The sequence below is a fragment of the Serratia plymuthica genome, assembly GCF_018336935.1.
GTDB classification, from domain to species: Bacteria; Pseudomonadota; Gammaproteobacteria; order Enterobacterales; family Enterobacteriaceae; genus Serratia; species Serratia plymuthica_B.
In genome coordinates, this window is sequence record NZ_CP068771.1 from 309832 (window position 1) to 325656 (window position 15825).

14 protein-coding genes, 1 tRNA gene and 1 pseudogene are annotated in these 15825 nt (G+C 54.3%); 11 read left to right on the forward strand and 5 right to left on the reverse strand.

Annotation, left to right across the window (positions count from 1 at the left end; all coding sequences use genetic code 11):
• Positions 1 to 214 precede the first annotated feature (214 nt).
• Entirely contained in the window at positions 215 to 1219 is a 1005-nt protein-coding gene (locus JK621_RS01500) for an acyltransferase family protein (RefSeq protein ID WP_212558350.1), read from the forward strand.
• Positions 1220 to 1266: 47 nt separating this feature from the next.
• On the opposite strand, the gene JK621_RS01505 is transcribed toward JK621_RS01500, so the two are convergent.
• The 4 genes from JK621_RS01505 to pepA all read right to left on the reverse strand — a co-directional run bounded on the left by JK621_RS01505 (position 1267) and on the right by pepA (position 7013).
• On the reverse strand, positions 1267 to 1770 hold the full coding sequence (locus tag JK621_RS01505; protein WP_212558351.1) for a GNAT family N-acetyltransferase: 504 nt from the start codon (positions 1768 to 1770) through the stop codon (positions 1267 to 1269).
• 193 nt (positions 1771 to 1963) lie between these two features.
• Positions 1964 to 4840 carry a valine--tRNA ligase gene (locus JK621_RS01510; protein ID WP_212558352.1) on the reverse strand — a complete coding sequence of 959 codons (2877 nt, stop codon included), beginning with the start codon at positions 4838 to 4840 and terminating at the stop codon, positions 1964 to 1966.
• Between the two features lie 13 nt (positions 4841 to 4853).
• Positions 4854 to 5306, reverse strand: a complete 453-nt coding sequence (locus JK621_RS01515) for a DNA polymerase III subunit chi (protein ID WP_209635274.1) — start codon at positions 5304 to 5306, stop codon at positions 4854 to 4856.
• A 195-nt stretch (positions 5307 to 5501) separates the two neighbouring features.
• Complete coding sequence (gene pepA / locus JK621_RS01520; protein WP_126479972.1) at positions 5502 to 7013, reverse strand: leucyl aminopeptidase; 1512 nt, start codon at positions 7011 to 7013, stop codon at positions 5502 to 5504.
• A gap of 280 nt (positions 7014 to 7293) precedes the next feature.
• Between pepA and lptF the strand changes: the two genes are divergently transcribed.
• The 3 genes from lptF to JK621_RS01535 all read left to right on the forward strand — a co-directional run bounded on the left by lptF (position 7294) and on the right by JK621_RS01535 (position 10378).
• A complete protein-coding gene (gene lptF / locus JK621_RS01525; RefSeq protein ID WP_212558353.1) occupies positions 7294 to 8388 on the forward strand; it encodes an LPS export ABC transporter permease LptF in 1095 nt (364 codons plus the stop codon).
• On the forward strand, positions 8388 to 9458 hold the full coding sequence (gene lptG / locus JK621_RS01530; protein WP_212558354.1) for an LPS export ABC transporter permease LptG: 1071 nt from the start codon (positions 8388 to 8390) through the stop codon (positions 9456 to 9458). Before lptF ends, lptG begins: the two co-directional genes overlap by 1 nt.
• 203 nt (positions 9459 to 9661) lie before the next feature.
• The gene (locus JK621_RS01535; RefSeq protein WP_212558355.1) at positions 9662 to 10378 is read left to right on the forward strand and encodes a LuxR family transcriptional regulator; all 717 of its coding nucleotides are present in this window, start codon (positions 9662 to 9664) and stop codon (positions 10376 to 10378) included.
• Here JK621_RS01535 and JK621_RS01540 read toward each other — a convergent pair whose 3' ends face one another.
• Positions 10379 to 11023 carry an acyl-homoserine-lactone synthase gene (locus JK621_RS01540; protein ID WP_212558356.1) on the reverse strand — a complete coding sequence of 215 codons (645 nt, stop codon included), beginning with the start codon at positions 11021 to 11023 and terminating at the stop codon, positions 10379 to 10381.
• A 1111-nt stretch (positions 11024 to 12134) separates the two neighbouring features.
• Between JK621_RS01540 and JK621_RS01545 the strand changes: the two genes are divergently transcribed.
• The 7 genes and pseudogenes from JK621_RS01545 to JK621_RS01570 all read left to right on the forward strand — a co-directional run bounded on the left by JK621_RS01545 (position 12135) and on the right by JK621_RS01570 (position 15787).
• Positions 12135 to 12219: transfer RNA gene (locus JK621_RS01545), tRNA-Leu, on the forward strand.
• Positions 12220 to 12298: 79 nt separating this feature from the next.
• Positions 12299 to 12597, forward strand: a pseudogene (locus JK621_RS25295) (tyrosine-type recombinase/integrase); the annotation flags it as partial.
• Between the two features lie 99 nt (positions 12598 to 12696).
• Positions 12697 to 12945, forward strand: coding sequence for a CopG family ribbon-helix-helix protein (locus tag JK621_RS01550; RefSeq protein WP_122290155.1), 249 nt, complete (start codon positions 12697 to 12699; stop codon positions 12943 to 12945).
• Between the two features lie 3 nt (positions 12946 to 12948).
• A complete protein-coding gene (locus JK621_RS01555) occupies positions 12949 to 13224 on the forward strand; it encodes a type II toxin-antitoxin system RelE/ParE family toxin (protein WP_212558357.1) in 276 nt (91 codons plus the stop codon).
• A gap of 203 nt (positions 13225 to 13427) precedes the next feature.
• Positions 13428 to 14063, forward strand: coding sequence for a carbonic anhydrase (locus tag JK621_RS01560; protein ID WP_212558358.1), 636 nt, complete (start codon positions 13428 to 13430; stop codon positions 14061 to 14063).
• A gap of 174 nt (positions 14064 to 14237) precedes the next feature.
• The gene (locus JK621_RS01565; protein ID WP_212558359.1) at positions 14238 to 14486 is read left to right on the forward strand and encodes a helix-turn-helix domain-containing protein; all 249 of its coding nucleotides are present in this window, start codon (positions 14238 to 14240) and stop codon (positions 14484 to 14486) included.
• A gap of 2 nt (positions 14487 to 14488) precedes the next feature.
• The gene (locus JK621_RS01570) at positions 14489 to 15787 is read left to right on the forward strand and encodes a type II toxin-antitoxin system HipA family toxin (RefSeq protein ID WP_212558360.1); all 1299 of its coding nucleotides are present in this window, start codon (positions 14489 to 14491) and stop codon (positions 15785 to 15787) included.
• Positions 15788 to 15825 lie beyond the last annotated feature (38 nt).

Consider the following 15825-nt stretch of genomic DNA (forward strand, 5'->3'; position numbering starts at 1 on the left):
TGATTGTGTGAGCGTCGTTTCGGGCAGGATTTTGGGGCCGTGGGATAGCAAAAAACGGTAACGAGAGTGGGAGAAACGCGTTAATAAAAAAGCTGTGCCTTTGTTTTTTACCGGGAAATTAAATATGGGATTAATCCGATTAGAAAGGAAGTGTCAGAAAATGGGGGCTGCTATATGATAGCGACTCCTGATAACGGATAATATATTAAGAAATATGGAAATTTCAATTAATAAGTCTAATTATTTAAAAGGGATTGCCATCATTCTGATGCTGGTCCATCACCTGTTTGCGTATCCAGACCGAATTAGCCCTGATATTCCGGTGCATTATATCGTTAGCGGGATAAATATTGAGATGTACCTTGGCCTGTTCGGCAAGATTTGCGTATCGATGTTTCTGTTCTTGTCCGGTTATGGCTTTTCACTTAAAAAAGACATTTCTTTTAAATATATCTGGGGCAAGCTGAAGAATTTATATATCAGCTACTGGATAGTGTTGTTTATCTTTGTGCCGATCGGCATTCTTTTCTTTCCGGGCGAAAGATATTCCCTCTCGCCGTCGCTGTTTATTGAAAACCTGATTGGCCTCAAATCCACTTATAACAGCGAGTGGTGGTTCTTCAAACTTTATGTTCTGTACGTGCTCTCGCTGCCGCTGTTGTCGAAACTGAACACGACGGCCTTGTTGAGCGTGCTGTTTGCGGCGGCGCTGTGCGGCAGGGGATTGCAGTATTTCCCTTGGGCGCCGCAGGCGCTGATCGAATATTGCACCTGGCTGCTGCCTTTTGGTTTTGGCATGGTGTTTGGCCGTACCCAACAGGCCCCGGCGGATTCGTGGCTGGCGAAGCTGATCGATACGTTGAGCCGCACCCATCCGTTGATCTTGCTGGTGGTAACCGTGGCGGTGTTTATCGTCGCCCATAACCCGGGGCTGCTGGTGGCGACGCCGCTGTTTATCATCGCGATGATGAAAACCGCCGACGGGCTGGGCAGCCGGGTGAACAAGGCGGTGGTTGAGCTGGGCAAACATTCGATGTACATGTGGCTGACCCACAGTTTCTACTGCTATTACTTCACCCAGAAACTGATTTTTGCGCCGCGCTATACGCCGCTGATCCTGCTGCTGTTGATTGTGGTGTCGTACCTGACAAGTCTGGTACTCAGTCGTATTGAATGGGCAGTGAAGGGCAGGGGGGCGGCGAGGGTGCGATCCCAGTAGGGGCGCTGCATGCTGCGCCCGTTGTTACCACGGGCGCAGAAGCCAGATTAAAGCGTTTTCAGCATGGTCACTTCGCAGTCGACGTGGCCGGTGGTGCCCATGGCGCAGTCGATGTGTTCGAATCCCAGATGCTCATACAGCCCGATGGCCTGCGTCAGGCTGGCGGTGGTTTCTAAATAACAACAGCGGAAGCCCTGTTGACGGGCAAACTCCAGCGCCTGCAACGCCAGGCGTTTCGCCAGGCCCTTGCCGCGCAAAACCGGCAGAAAATACATTTTCTGTAATTCGCAAATATCCTCTTCACCGCCTTGCAGCGGGGCAATACCGCCGCCGCCGGCAATCTGGCCGTCGACTTCTATCACCCAATAAGCGCTGCGCGGCAGGCTGTAGAGCTGATACAAGACGTCCAGATTGGGGTCGGAAACGGTATAGCCTTTATCCGCCGTCAAACCGTGCTCGGCGGAGACTTCGCGAATGACGTTAGCAATAGCGGCATTGTCGTCGGCCGTTATTGGGCGCACCAGAAGACGCACTGGGGTTGCTGTTGTCATGTTTACACTCGCCATAAATTACTGGGACCACGTTTTTTATCGCAGCACAAAAGGCGCCGGGTTTTATTCCCTGGCGGCGTCCATGCGGCATTAATACCTTGTAATAACATCTATACCGGGCCAGATGCAACGGCGATAAAAAAACAGCGGGGAGATGCCCCGCTGTTTTCAGCTGTTGCCGCGAACCGACGGATTACAGCGCGGCGATGGTCGCCTGCTGCTCCAGCAGTTTCACTTTGCCTTCTTTGCAGGCTGCCAGACGCTCGCGCTCTTTGGCGACCACCGCTTCCGGTGCGCGCGCCACAAAGCCTTCGTTGGCCAGCTTGCCTTCGATCGAGGCGATTTCCGCATCCAGCTTGCCCATCTCTTTCGACAGACGCGCGATTTCGGCGTCTTTATCGATAAAGCCGGCCATAGGGATCAGCAGCTCGGCGCCGTCCACCAGCTTGGTGACCGAGACCGGGCCTTTCTCGCCCGCAGGCAGCAGGGTGATGGACGCCAGGCGCGCCAGACGTTCGATAAAGTTCTGGTTCTCCAGCACGCGGCGCTGGGCGTCGGCGTTGGCGTTGCGCAGCAGCACGTCCAGCTGTTTGCTCGGCGCGATGTTCATCTCGGCGCGGATGTTACGCACCGCGGTGATCGCCTGTTTGATCCACTCCAGGTCGTTCAGCGCCTGCGTGTCTTCCAGCGCGGCGTCGTACTCTGGGAACGGCTGCAGCATGATGGTGTCTGCGGTTTCGCCGGTCAGGGTTTTCACGCGCTGCCAGATGGTTTCGGTAATGAACGGGATCACCGGGTGCGCCAGGCGCAGCAGGGCTTCCAGCACGGTGATCAGCGTGTGGCGAGTGCCGCGCTGTTCCGCTTCGCTGCCGTTGCTCACCACCGGCTTGGTCAGCTCCAGATACCAGTCGCAGAACTGGTTCCAGGTGAATTCATACAGAATGTTGGCGGCCAGGTCGAAGCGATAGGTATCCAGCGCTTCGCGGTAAGCCTTCACCGTACGGTTGAATTCGGCCAGGATCCAGCGGTCTGCCAGCGACAGCACTTTCTCGCCGCCGTTGAAGCCGCAGTCTTGATCTTCCGCGTTCATCAGCACGAAGCGGCTGGCGTTCCACAGCTTGTTACAGAAGTTGCGGTAGCCTTCCAGGCGCTTCATGTCCCAGTTGATGTCGCGGCCGGTTGAAGCCAGCGCCGCCAGGGTGAAGCGCAGGGCGTCGGTGCCGTGCGGTTCGATCCCGTTCGGGAACTGTTTCTCGGTGCGCTTGCGGATTTTTTCCGCCAGCTGCGGCTGCATCATGTTGCCGGTGCGTTTTTCCAGCAGGTCTTCCAGCGAGATGCCGTCAACCATGTCCAGCGGATCGATCACGTTGCCTTTCGACTTGGACATTTTCTGCCCTTCGTCGTCGCGGATCAGGCCGGTCATGTAGACCGTCTTGAACGGAACCTGCGGCTTGCCGTTTTCGTCTTTCATGAAGTGCATGGTCAGCATGATCATGCGCGCAATCCAGAAGAAGATGATGTCGAAGCCGCTGACCATCACGCTGGTCGGGTGGAAGGTTTTCAGCGCGTCGGTCTGCTCTGGCCAGCCCAGGGTAGAGAAGGTCCACAGGCCGGAAGAGAACCAGGTGTCCAGCACGTCTTCGTCCTGGTTCAGCACCACGTCAGGGCCCAGGTTGTTCTCGCTGCGCACTTCTTCTTCGCTGCGGCCAACGTAGACTTTGCCGTTCGCGTCGTACCAGGCCGGAATGCGGTGGCCCCACCACAGCTGACGGGAGATGCACCAGTCCTGAATGTCGCGCATCCAGCTGAAGTACATGTTTTCGTACTGCTTCGGCACGAACTGAATTTCGCCTTGCTCAACGGCTTCCACCGCCACTTTCGCCAGCGGCGCAGTGCGCACGTACCATTGGTCGGTCAGCATCGGTTCGATCACCACGCCGCCGCGGTCGCCGTAAGGCACCGTCAGGTCGTGCGGTTTGATCTCTTCCAGCAGGCCGAGCTCTTCAAAGGCGGCAACCACCGCTTTACGCGCCGCGAAACGCTCCAGGCCACGGAATTGGGCCGGAATTTCGTTGCAGTAGTCGGTGCAGATTTCGCCGAGCGTGTTGAACACTTCCGCTTCCTGGCGGATATCGCCGTCGAAAGTCAGGATGTTGATCATCGGCAGGCCGTGACGTTTACCGACTTCGTAGTCGTTAAAGTCGTGCGCCGGGGTGATTTTCACGCAGCCGGTGCCTTTTTCCATATCGGCGTGTTCGTCGCCGACGATGCGGATGCGGCGGCCAACCAGCGGCAGAATGATTTCTTTGCCGATAAGGTCTTTGTAGCGCGGATCTTCCGGGTTCACCGCCACGCCGGTATCACCGAGCACGGTTTCCGGACGGGTGGTGGCGACCACCAGATACTCTTTGCCTTCGGCGGTTTTGGCGCCGTCGGCCAGCGGGTAGCGCAGGTGCCACATCGAGCCTTTGGACTCGCGGTTTTCCACTTCCAGATCGGAGATGGCGGTGCGCAGTTTCGGATCCCAGTTCACCAGGCGCTTGCCGCGGTAGATCAGATCTTCTTTGTGCAGGCGGACAAACACTTCGCGTACCGCGTTGGACAGGCCTTCGTCCATGGTGAAGCGCTCGCGCTCCCAGTCGACGGAGTTGCCCAGACGGCGCATCTGGCGGGTGATGGTGCCGCCGGATTCCGCTTTCCACTGCCAGATTTTGTCGATGAACGCGTCGCGGCCATAGTCATGGCGGGTTTTGTTTTCTTCTGCGGCGATCTTGCGCTCAACCACCATCTGGGTAGCGATACCGGCATGGTCGGTACCGGCCTGCCACAGGGTGTTTTTCCCCTGCATGCGCTGGTAGCGGATCATGGTGTCCATAATGGTCTGCTGGAAGGCGTGGCCCATGTGCAGGCTGCCGGTGACGTTCGGCGGCGGGATCATGATGCAGAAGCTTTCCTGGCTGGTATCGCCGTTTGGCTTGAAGTAACCCTGGTTTTCCCAGTGATCGTACAGCTTCTGTTCGATCTCTTTCGGGTCGTATGCGGTATCGAGATGACTGTTTGTCTTTTCCATTTTATATCGTTGTTCAGTGAGTTGGCGGCGTTGCCGTGGTCAAATGGAAGCCGACGCTGCGATAGGCTTTATATCGGTCGCGCGCCAACTGTTTCAGGGTGTCTTCGTAAGGGACGAAGTCTACCACTTCATGGAAAGCAGTAGCAAAATCTGCAAACTGCGGCAGCAGGGCGATCAGCAGATCCCGTGGGGAGTTGCCGCGCTTGCCGGGCCAGCACAGCTCTACCGGCGCGCCGTAGTGCGGGCCTTCGCCGGCCAGGTTGTGCGGCACGAACTGGTGCGGATCGCGCTGCCACAGCGCTTCGTCCAGCCGCTGGGCCTGTTCCTGGCTCTCGCAGGCGATCAACACCCGCTTGCCGGAACGCCAACGTTCGGCGGCAACGGCGCAGGCCACGGCCTCATGCGCGCTGAGCGCACCAGCCGGTTCCGCATGTTCGAGTAAATAAAACGTCGCCTGCTTGCTCATGAGTTCATTGCCGTTAGAAAAAATTAGGGGCGCAACTTGTGCGCCCTTCGCTTTGTTACCGTGATTATATACCCAATAGGTTTCAAGTTGCAGCCAGGCGGCAAGTTCGTTCATCCCCAGGAGCTGACATACAGTCAGTGACTGGGGGGAACAAACGCAGCCAACAACGCTGCGGCTTGAAAGATGAAGGGTATTTTAATCGTCGCCGTTCAGGCCTGCACGGTTGAGTAAGAACTGCGACAGCAGCGCGACCGGGCGGCCGGTGGCGCCTTTGGCCTTGCCGGAACGCCAGGCGGTGCCGGCGATGTCCAGGTGCGCCCAGCTGTACTTGCGGGTAAAGCGCGACAGGAAGCAGGCTGCGGTGATAGCCCCGCCCGGACGGCCGCCAATGTTCGCCATATCGGCAAAATTGGAGTCCAGCTGCTCGTAGTACTCGTCGGCCATCGGCAAACGCCACGCGCGGTCGCCGGCCTGCTCGGACGCGCCGATCAGTTCGTGCGCCAGCGGGTTGTGGTTCGACATCAGGGCGGTGATGTGGTGGCCCAGCGCGATCACGCAGGCGCCGGTCAGGGTGGCGACGTCAATCACCAGCTCCGGATCGAAACGCTCGACGTAGGTCAGGGTGTCGCACAGCACCAGGCGGCCTTCGGCGTCGGTGTTGAGCACCTCGACGGTCTGGCCGGACATGGTGGTCAGCACATCGCCCGGACGATAAGCGCTGCCGCCCGGCATGTTTTCACAGCCGGCCAGCACGCCGATCACGTTCAGCGGCAGGTTCAGTTCCGCCACCACGCGCATCACGCCGTACACGGTGGCGGCGCCGCACATGTCGTACTTCATCTCGTCCATGCCTTCGGCAGGTTTGATCGAGATGCCGCCGGAATCGAAGGTCAGCCCTTTGCCCACCAGCACGATCGGCTTAGCGTCCGGGTTCGGGTTGCCCTTATATTCCATCACCGACATCAAGGATTCGTTCTGCGAACCATGGCCGACCGCCAGATAGGCGTTCATCCCCAGTTCTTTCATCTGCTGTTCGCCGATGACGCGGGTAACGATGTTGGTGCTGAAGGCGTCCGCCAGTTGGCGAGCCTGGGAGGCCAGGTAACCGGCGTTACAGATGTTCGGCGGCATGTTGCCGAGATCTTTCGCCGCTTTAATGCCGGAAGCCACCGCCAGGCCGTGCTGGATAGCGCGTTCGCCGCTGGTCAGCTCGCGACGGGTCGGCACGTTGAACACCATTTTGCGCAGCGGACGGCGCGGCTCCACTTTGTTGCTTTTCAGTTGATCGAAGGTGTAGAGCGTTTCTTTGGCGGTTTCTACCGCCTGGCGCACCTTCCAGTAAGTGTTGCGGCCTTTCACGTGCAGCTCGGTCAGGAAGCAGACCGCTTCCATGGAGCCGGTATCGTTAAGGGTATTGATGGTTTTCTGAATCACCTGTTTGTATTGGCGTTCATCGAGCTCGCGCTCTTTGCCACAGCCGATTAACAGGATGCGTTCGGAGAGAATGTTAGGTACATGGTGCAGCAGTAATGTCTGCCCGACTTTACCTTCCAGTTCGCCACGGCGCAGCAATGCGCTGATATAACCATCACTGATTTTGTCGAGTTGTTCTGCGATAGGGGACAAGCGGCGCGGTTCGAAAACGCCGACTACAATACAGGCACTGCGCTGTTTTTCCGGGCTACCGCTTTTTACACTGAACTCCATGCACTCTCCTGAATCTTAAAGACAAAGGCGGACGCTACGGCTAGAATGACGCACTCCGTAACGATCTCCGGCCATCGAGTTAACTAACTATGTTAACCTGAACGGCGTAAATTGCTCTGTTTTGGCGACTATAGGCAAGTTCCTATAGGACACCCAAATGCTAGATGTTGTAATACTATTTTAGCTATGACGGTTGCCATATGATGAGAATAAATGGCGGATTAGCGATGAAACTATCGATTTTCCTGCAAAAAGACAAGTTTTCACAGGCGTAATAAGCGTGATCATCATAAGATATCTGGTACGGGAAACGCTAAAGAGCCAAATCGCGATCCTTTTCATCCTGCTTCTGATCTTCTTTTGTCAGAACCTGGTCAAGGTGTTAGGCGACGCGGTGGACGGCGATGTCCCGACAAATTTAGTCCTTTCCCTGCTTGCATTGGGTGTGCCGAAGATGGCGCAGCTAATCCTGCCATTAAGCCTGTTTCTCGGCTTGTTGATGACGCTTGGGCGGTTGTATACCGACAGCGAAATCACCGTTATGCACGCCTGCGGGCTGGGTAAACGCACCCTGATCATCGCCGCGATGGTGCTGGCGTTGATAACCTCCGCCGTGGCGGCGGTGAACGTGTTCTGGGCCGGCCCGGTGGCCTCCCGTTATCAGGACGTGGTGATCAGCGAGGCGAAAGCCAACCCGAGCATCGCCGGCCTGGCGGAAGGGCAGTTCAAACCTTCGCAAGACGGCAACGCCGTGCTGTTTATCGGCAACGTCAAGGGCAGCACCTTCAACGACGTGTTCCTGGCGCAACTGCGGCCGAACGGCAACCAGCGCCCTTCCGTGGTGGTGGCCGAGCACGGCAAGATCAACCAACTGAAAGACGGTTCGCAGGTGGTGACGCTGGACAAGGGCACCCGCTTTGAGGGCACCGCATTGCTGCGCGACTTCCGCATTACCGATTTCAACGACTATAAAGCCGTGGTAGGCCACCGCGCGGTCGCCATTGACGGCAACCAGGCCGAACAGATGTCGATGCAGGCGCTGTGGCAGTCGGACGACCCGGACGCGCGCGCCGAGTTCCACTGGCGCGTGACGCTGGTGCTTTCGGTGGCCATTATGGCGCTGCTGGTGGTGCCGCTCAGCGTGGTGAACCCGCGTCAGGGCCGCGTACTGAGCATGCTGCCGGCCATCCTGCTGTATTTGATTTTCTTCCTGCTGCAGACCTCGCTGCGCTCTAACGGCGGCAAAGGCAAGCTGGACCCGATGATCTGGCTGTGGGTGGTCAACGCGGCGTACTTCGCGATCGCGCTGGCGCTGAACCTGTGGGATACCGTGCCGATGCGCAAGCTGCGCGCACGCCTGAGAGGAGCGGCCTGATGTTTGGCGTTTTAGACCGTTATATCGGTAAGACGATTTTCAACACCATCATCATGACGCTGTTCATGCTGGTGTCGCTTTCCGGCATCATCAAGTTCGTCGACCAGCTGCGCAAAGTGGGCCAGGGCGACTACTCGGCGCTGAGCGCGGGGATGTTTACCCTGCTGAGCGTGCCGAAGGACATCGAGACTTTCTTCCCGATGGCGGCCCTGCTGGGCGCACTGCTCGGCCTGGGGCAACTGGCGACGCGCAGCGAACTGGTGGTGATGCAGGCTTCCGGTTTTACCCGCATGCAGATCGCCGGCTCGGTGATGAAAACCGCTATCCCGCTGGTGCTGTTGACCATGGCGATTGGCGAGTGGGTGGCGCCGCAGGGCGACCAGATGGCGCGCAACTACCGTGCGCAGCAGATGTACGGCGGCTCGCTGCTTTCCACCAAAAACGGCCTGTGGGCGAAGGACGGCAACGACTTCATCTACATCGAGCGCGTGGCGGGCGAGAAAGAACTTTCCGGCGTGAATATCTACCACTTCAACGACCAGCGCAGGCTGGAGACGGTGCGCTATGCCGCCACCGCCAGCTTTGAAGATGGCGTGTGGAAGCTTTCGCAGGTGGATACTTCCGACCTGACCAACGAAAAGCAGGTCACCGGCACCCAAACCTTGACCGGCGAATGGAAAACCAACCTCACCCCAGACAAACTGGGCGTGGTAGCGCTGGACCCGACCTCACTCTCCATCAGCGGCCTGCACAACTACGTGAAGTACTTGAAGCAGAGCGGCCAGGAAGCCAACCGCTACCAGCTGAACATGTGGAGCAAGGTGTTCTCGCCGCTTTCTGTGGCGGTGATGATGCTGATGGCGCTGTCGTTCATCTTCGGGCCGCTGCGCAGCGTGCCGATGGGCGTGCGTGTGGTGACCGGCATCAGCTTCGGCTTCCTGTTCTATGTGCTGGACCAGATCTTCGGCCCGCTGAGCCTGGTGTACAACATGCCACCGGTGCTGGGCGCGCTGCTGCCGAGCATGCTGTTCCTGTTGATCAGCGTGTATATGCTGCTGAAACGCAGGTAGCGGCGCGACAGATGATTTAAGAAGGCGTAGCCATTGGGTTGCGCCTTTTTTGTTTCTGGGGGCTGGTGACGTTCTGAGGCGCAACGTCTGCACCCTGATAGGCGACTCGTCAACGGATAGCCGAGTCGGAGGTTCCGGCTGCGTACCTCTTTCTGGTATATTCTGCTGAGCGGTATTTTTTAGCTATCGGGAGCCGGCAGTTAATGGAATATGAAGACAATATCAGCAGCATTATCAGCAAGCGTCTGGAAGCGGCATTGAATGATTTCGGCGAGCTCATCTGGGCCTATGTTGTCTTATCCAAAAAAGATATGTCGTGCATCTTTGGCGTAACAAACTACCCGGGGGAATGGGTAAAGCAATACAAAGAAAAAGGATTGCAGTATACCGATCCGGTGGTGATTACCGCGCTGAATCGTCTGACGCCTTTCGCCTGGGATGAAAATTTGATGGCAGGCGCAGGGTTTCGCTTCCCTGAACTTTTCGATCAGGCACGCGAGTTTGGCGTGGCTAACGGCTATACCTTCGTTTTGCACGATTTTAATAATAATCTTGTCACTCTCTCCTTTACGCTCAACTGCGAGCGCAAGGCGGAAATAATGCAGGCGCTTATCGCGAATAAAGGCGACATTGCGATATTGCTGGCGTCAGTGCATGAGACGTATCTTACGCTCGCTTCACTGTCAGAAAAAAACGCCGCCGACTCGGAAAAAAATACCCGCTTTACCGACAGAGAAAACGAGATCCTCTATTGGGCCAGCGTGGGTAAAACCTACCAGGAAACGGGAATGATACTGGGGATAAAGACCGGCACCATCAAGTTTCATATGTCCAACATTGTCAAAAAGCTGGGGGTGGCGAATGCCCGGCATGCAATACGTCTGGGGATGGAACTTCAGCTGATTAAGCCGGTTTGTTGATTAGATTGCCTGCTCTGACGTCAGCGGCCAGGCGTTCAGAATGCTTTCGTCCGGCATACTGAGCTTACTGAATATTCTGGCTTTCAACGCCTCCAGACTTTTGTCGTCCACATGACCCAGCAACAGATGAACGGGCTCGTTCTTTTCAGAAACTCCGGTCTCCAGCAATGAGACATTCCAGCCTGAACTCTTGATGATATGCAGCATCGGATGGCTGGCGACGGCAAGAATGCCGTCATAGCGGTGCTGCCGGGCATAGTTAATCAGCGAGAGGAACAAAGCCAGGGTAACGGGGAATCGACGACCCAACAGCGAATGGGTTCTTTCTTTATCCACGAAAAAGCGCGTGGACTCGATGAAGTTCCCTTCTGGAATGTAGGCGTTGTTAAAAAATGAGGAAAATGCGCTGTTCAACATATTGTCGTGCTTCATATCAATCATCCTCGTGCCGCAAATGATTACGCCATTCTTAACGCCAAAAATGTAATTGGTCTTTTCATTATCAAACTGATCCAGCTCCTTGCCGTCTGAACAGTTTACGGCCCACTGTAACCGGTCCTTAAATGTGTTCTTTCTTAGCATATAAAGGTCTTCCGAATTTTCGTTACTCATTGAGGAATAGTTAACGCTATAGATATTAAACATAATGTTACCCTTGTATTAAAATAAATTTATCCGGTAACATCAGTGAAGTTTCATTAACCGCATGCCAGGCGCAATAATGATAATTCTTTTTAATGGTTTTAGTTAACCTTATTATTCCCCCAGCAGGGGGCAGCATGCGTGAACGGATCCGCTGGCCCAGTGGCAGAAGGGACAACACTTAGACACTGGTTTTAGAGGTTGCCTGGGGGCTTAATAAGATATTTTCTGCGCCTGGAGTGCAGTATAAGAGTAATAATTTTTGTGTTCGAAAATATGAACAGTAATAAAGAAAATAGCAGGGGAAACGTTGAAATTATTTTCTAGCTGGATGGTTATAGATGGGGTTTTTATTTTACAGTGTAATGCTTGCTGGTTGACGACTGGATAACCTTCATTACTGTTGGATTTAAAATAATCCCGTTACCCGACTTCCTTTTTATGAAATAATAAACCACATGAACAAATAAAGGTATAGTGCCGCACTATACTTTAGTCTAACTAGCCTCTGACGCTATAAGGCCATATAATTTCCCCATTAAGTTTTGATGAAAAAAAATAAAAAACCTGACCTATGTGGAATCAGGTTGCCAAATAGACCGACACCAGGGAAATTTTACTTAGAGCTATCAACTCAGCAGAGGCAAGTGTTCTCTGCTGGTTTTTGGTATGGGTGATATTGCAATAGCGCCATTGCATAGTTGGTCATACACCCGCCATCTTGCCGTGCAAAATTCCCCTCAACTCTGCAGCCCTCCCGTATTGGTACGGTACCGATGCCACTTCCTGGCCCCTAAAATGGGGTGCATATTAATTTCTATTGATTGGTTGCTTATCTATTTTGCGCAGAGTTGATGGCGCTTCGGCATGATGGCGGTCTGAATGAGCCGCTGTTATCACCACCTGTGGTGGGCGGCTCGGCCATCTGACATGCAGAAGCGGCGGACGTGCGGGCGATAAAGCACACGCATCCTTTGCAGAAAGTATTGAAGGGAGGGGGAAAACAGCGACTATGACGATTTTTTCAGCACTTAACTCATTGAACAACGGATAAGTGTTGCACGCGGATCGCTGAAAGGTATAATGCACCCGTTTTCCGCATACTACTTGCAGTGCCGAAGTGGCGAAATCGGTAGACGCAGTTGATTCAAAATCAACCGTAGAGATACGTGCCGGTTCGAGTCCGGCCTTCGGCACCATTAGTACAGCGCGAACAAGAAGCCACCGAAAGGTGGTTTTTTTGTGCCTGCGATTTGGCGCAGTGAAGCGGCTACTCATTATATTTTTCCGCATATTGGTGCAACGGGTATTTGTGGCCTGGGGCCAGCCAGCCCCATTAGAGCCTTTGGATGCTAGCGGTAGCACGTCACCGTGCAACGACTGCAACAGCGGCATTACGGTCATCATGCGTTATGCTGTTCAGAACGATTATATTGATTCTAATCCTGCCCGCGACATGGCCGGGGCATTGGTAACGACCAAGGCCCGGCACTATCCAGCATTGCCTCTCATCGTTTTCCTGGTTTCTTTCACGGCTTGCCGCTTATCGTGGTCGTCTGATGACGCGCATCACGATCTTGGGATGCAGTCGGCAAAATGAGAGGTGATGTTTTTATCAGCAGAGCCATGTTAAAATTAATAGGAGTTATTAAATGTTATTGAACGAGGTAATCCCTATGGGTTCGCTTACTAAACAAACCATCAGCGCACAGATACCCGTTGAGTTGGCTGCTGCTGTCGAAAATCTGGCTATTGAGTTGGACCGTTCTAAAAGCTGGATCATTAAGGAAGCCTTGACTCGTATGCTGGCCGAAAGTGAACGGCGTCACCAGAGCATCCAGGCCGGTCTTGCTGATGTGGATGCCGGTCGTGTAGTGAGTCATTTGGACATGGTGGATTTTGCCAATCGTTTAAAGAAAACCTGATAAATGGAAATTTACTGGACGCTTAAAGCTCAGGATGACCTGGAACGTATCTACCGTTTTGCCTTGCAGTACAGTCGCCAGCATGCCGATGACGTTTTAGACCGCTTGATAATCGGCAGCACCGGCCTTACGGCGCACCCGGCAATCGGCATACAGCAGACTCGATATGAACCTCGGGAAGTTCGAAAAGTGTTATTCGATGACTACGAGGTTCACTACGAACTCCGCGACACTGCCATCTACATCGTGGATCTCTGGCATACAAAAGAAGAACGCTGAAGAGATACTTTTTTCGTTAACGAGTATTGCCCGCGAGTTTTCTTAATTACCCAGACTGATCTTCATCAACGGATTACTGTACCTCGTAACTTAGTCGGTTTGCCCCCAGGCCCTTGAAACGCGCCTTTTTGCCTACGAGATGCTGGACTAACCGGGAGTGATGCTTATCATGTTATCGAGACTACAAATCCAGAGAGCGTGTTATGCAACATATCATTGAAGGTTTCCTCAGCTTCCAGAAAGAGATTTTCCCTCAGCGTCAGGAACTCTTCCGCAGCCTTGCTTCCAGCCAGAACCCTAAAGCGCTTTTTATTTCGTGTTCTGACAGCCGCCTGGTACCCGAGCTTGTGACTCAGCAAGAGCCGGGGCAGCTTTTCGTTATCCGCAATGCAGGCAACATCGTTCCTTCCTTTGGCCCGGAGCCGGGTGGGGTATCGGCGACCATCGAATACGCGGTGGTGGCGCTTGGCGTTACGGATATCGTGATTTGCGGCCACTCGAACTGCGGTGCCATGAAGGCGATAGCGTCTTGCCAGTGCCTTGACCCGATGCCTGCTGTAGCCCACTGGCTGCACTATGCGGACGCGGCAAAAGCGGTGGTAGAGAAGAAAACCTGGGATAACGAAACCGACAAAGTTAACGCTATGGTTGAAGAAAACGTAATAGCTCAGCTAAATAATATTAAGACTCACCCGTCCGTTGCCGTGGGTCTGCGCAACAACGGCCTGCGCCTGCACGGCTGGGTGTACGACATCGAAAGTGGCGAGATCCGAACTCTGGATAAAAATACGAAAAATTTCGTTTCGCTGGCGGATAACCCCGAAGTTCACTTCGAATAACGTGATACCTGGCTTTGGCTATGAAATTGAATCCACGCTCCGGCGTGGATTTTTTTAGGGGTAGATCTAAAGAGCCGCTTAACTAGAGTAGAATAGTTTATCCCCTACAGAGGATAAAATTTGCTTTATCCGCTGTAAGGGATAATACTCATTTCATCCGCTTGGGAGGATAAAATGAAAATCACCTCGGCAAAGATGTTGGCGCATGCGTTACGCAATGAACGTAAAAAGCGTAACCAAAGCCAAAGTAAAACTGCTGACAGTATTGGGTTAAAGCAGGCCACGGTTTCCGCGTTTGAAAACAACCCGGACGGCACGCGGCTGGATACGTTGTTCAAACTGCTTGCTGCGCTGGATTTAGAGCTACAAGTGACTCCGCGTGGTAAGCCGGCCGATCCCAAAACCTGGGATCAGGAGTGGTGAGCATGGAAAAGCTACGTGTGGCGCTGAATGGCACTCTTGTTGGGACGCTGGAAAAGCATGCGGGCGGCGCAATGTCTTTTGTTTACCACGAAGAGTGGCTGGCACAAGCCGGTGCGCGCGCCATATCGTTATCCCTGCCGCTACAACCAGAACCGTTCCGCGGTGACGTGGTGTATAACTTTTTCGACAACCTGCTGCCGGACAGCGAGCTCATTCGCAGCCGCCTACAGGCACGTTTTAGAACGGTAACCAAACAACCTTTTGATCTGCTCTCCAGCATTGGCAGCGACTGCGTGGGGGCGATACAGCTTTACCCTGAACATGCAGATATGGCCCCGGTAAAGCAAGTGAACGCCGTGCCTGTCAGTGACGAAGAAATAGAGCAGCTTCTATTGGGGTACCGCGAGGCGCCATTGGGCATGGAGGCGGGTACTGATGATTTCCGGATCTCTCTGGCCGGTGCGCAGGAAAAGACCGCGCTGCTTTGGTTCAGCGATCAGTGGTGTCGGCCACAAGGGAGTACGCCAACCAGCCACATCATAAAACTGCCCATTGGGCATATTACGCATAACAATCTGGATCTCAGCGAAAGCTGTGAGAACGAGTGGTTATGTTTACGCATTGCAGAACAGTTTGGCCTGCCGGTAGCGCAGGCTGAGTTGGCGAGTTTTGGTGAACAAAAGGCTTTAGTTGTTGAGCGCTTCGACCGTCGTTGGGCGCGGGATAACAGCTGGCTGATTCGTTTGCCGCAGGAGGATTTCTGCCAGGCGTTAGGCATTGCCCCAGCGCTGAAATATGAGGCTGATGGCGGGCCCGGTATTGCGGCTGCGATGCAACTGCTAATGGGTTCTCAGCAGCCATTACTCGATCGAGACACCTTCTTTAAAAGCCAAATTGTATTCTGGATGCTGGCGGCCATTGATGGGCATGCTAAAAACTTCAGTCTGTTCATTGAACCAGAGACGACCTATCGAATGACCCCGCTTTATGATGTGCTCTCTGGTTACCCTTTTATGCATGCTCGTGGCATCGCGCCACAGAAAGCAAAAATGGCCATGGCCGTATTGGGGCAGAGTCGCCATTACCGCTGGAGCCAGATCTTGCCTCGGCATTTTATCTCTACCGCGAGAGCGGTGGGGTATTCTGAAGAGAAAACGCTACAGGTGATGGCTGAGCTGAAAGCGCAAACGGAGTCGGCGATCGCTAATGTGGAAGCGATGTTGCCGGACGGCTTTCCTCGTTTTGTGAGTGATGCGATTTTTGCCGGGGTTCGGCGGCAGGCTGAGAGGTTGCCGGGGTAGGATGATAGATTGTTGCTTACTGTCAGTCAGATGATTAA

What these genes read in the sequence shown, in the direction of transcription:
- JK621_RS01540 (WP_212558356.1), bottom strand. Translation starts at nt 11,023, where the DNA reads ATGTTTAATATCTATAGCGTTAACTATTCCTCAATGAGTAACGAAAAT.
- JK621_RS01505 (WP_212558351.1), bottom strand. Translation starts at nt 1,770, where the DNA reads ATGACAACAGCAACCCCAGTGCGTCTTCTGGTGCGCCCAATAACGGCC.
- JK621_RS01500 (WP_212558350.1), top strand. Translation starts at nt 215, where the DNA reads ATGGAAATTTCAATTAATAAGTCTAATTATTTAAAAGGGATTGCCATC.
- JK621_RS01555 (WP_212558357.1), top strand. Translation starts at nt 12,949, where the DNA reads ATGGAAATTTACTGGACGCTTAAAGCTCAGGATGACCTGGAACGTATC.
- JK621_RS01570 (WP_212558360.1), top strand. Translation starts at nt 14,489, where the DNA reads ATGGAAAAGCTACGTGTGGCGCTGAATGGCACTCTTGTTGGGACGCTG.
- JK621_RS01535 (WP_212558355.1), top strand. Translation starts at nt 9,662, where the DNA reads ATGGAATATGAAGACAATATCAGCAGCATTATCAGCAAGCGTCTGGAA.
- JK621_RS01510 (WP_212558352.1), bottom strand. Translation starts at nt 4,840, where the DNA reads ATGGAAAAGACAAACAGTCATCTCGATACCGCATACGACCCGAAAGAG.
- JK621_RS01550 (WP_122290155.1), top strand. Translation starts at nt 12,697, where the DNA reads ATGGGTTCGCTTACTAAACAAACCATCAGCGCACAGATACCCGTTGAG.
- JK621_RS01565 (WP_212558359.1), top strand. Translation starts at nt 14,238, where the DNA reads ATGAAAATCACCTCGGCAAAGATGTTGGCGCATGCGTTACGCAATGAA.
- lptG (WP_212558354.1), top strand. Translation starts at nt 8,388, where the DNA reads ATGTTTGGCGTTTTAGACCGTTATATCGGTAAGACGATTTTCAACACC.
- JK621_RS01515 (WP_209635274.1), bottom strand. Translation starts at nt 5,306, where the DNA reads ATGAGCAAGCAGGCGACGTTTTATTTACTCGAACATGCGGAACCGGCT.
- JK621_RS01560 (WP_212558358.1), top strand. Translation starts at nt 13,428, where the DNA reads ATGCAACATATCATTGAAGGTTTCCTCAGCTTCCAGAAAGAGATTTTC.
- pepA (WP_126479972.1), bottom strand. Translation starts at nt 7,013, where the DNA reads ATGGAGTTCAGTGTAAAAAGCGGTAGCCCGGAAAAACAGCGCAGTGCC.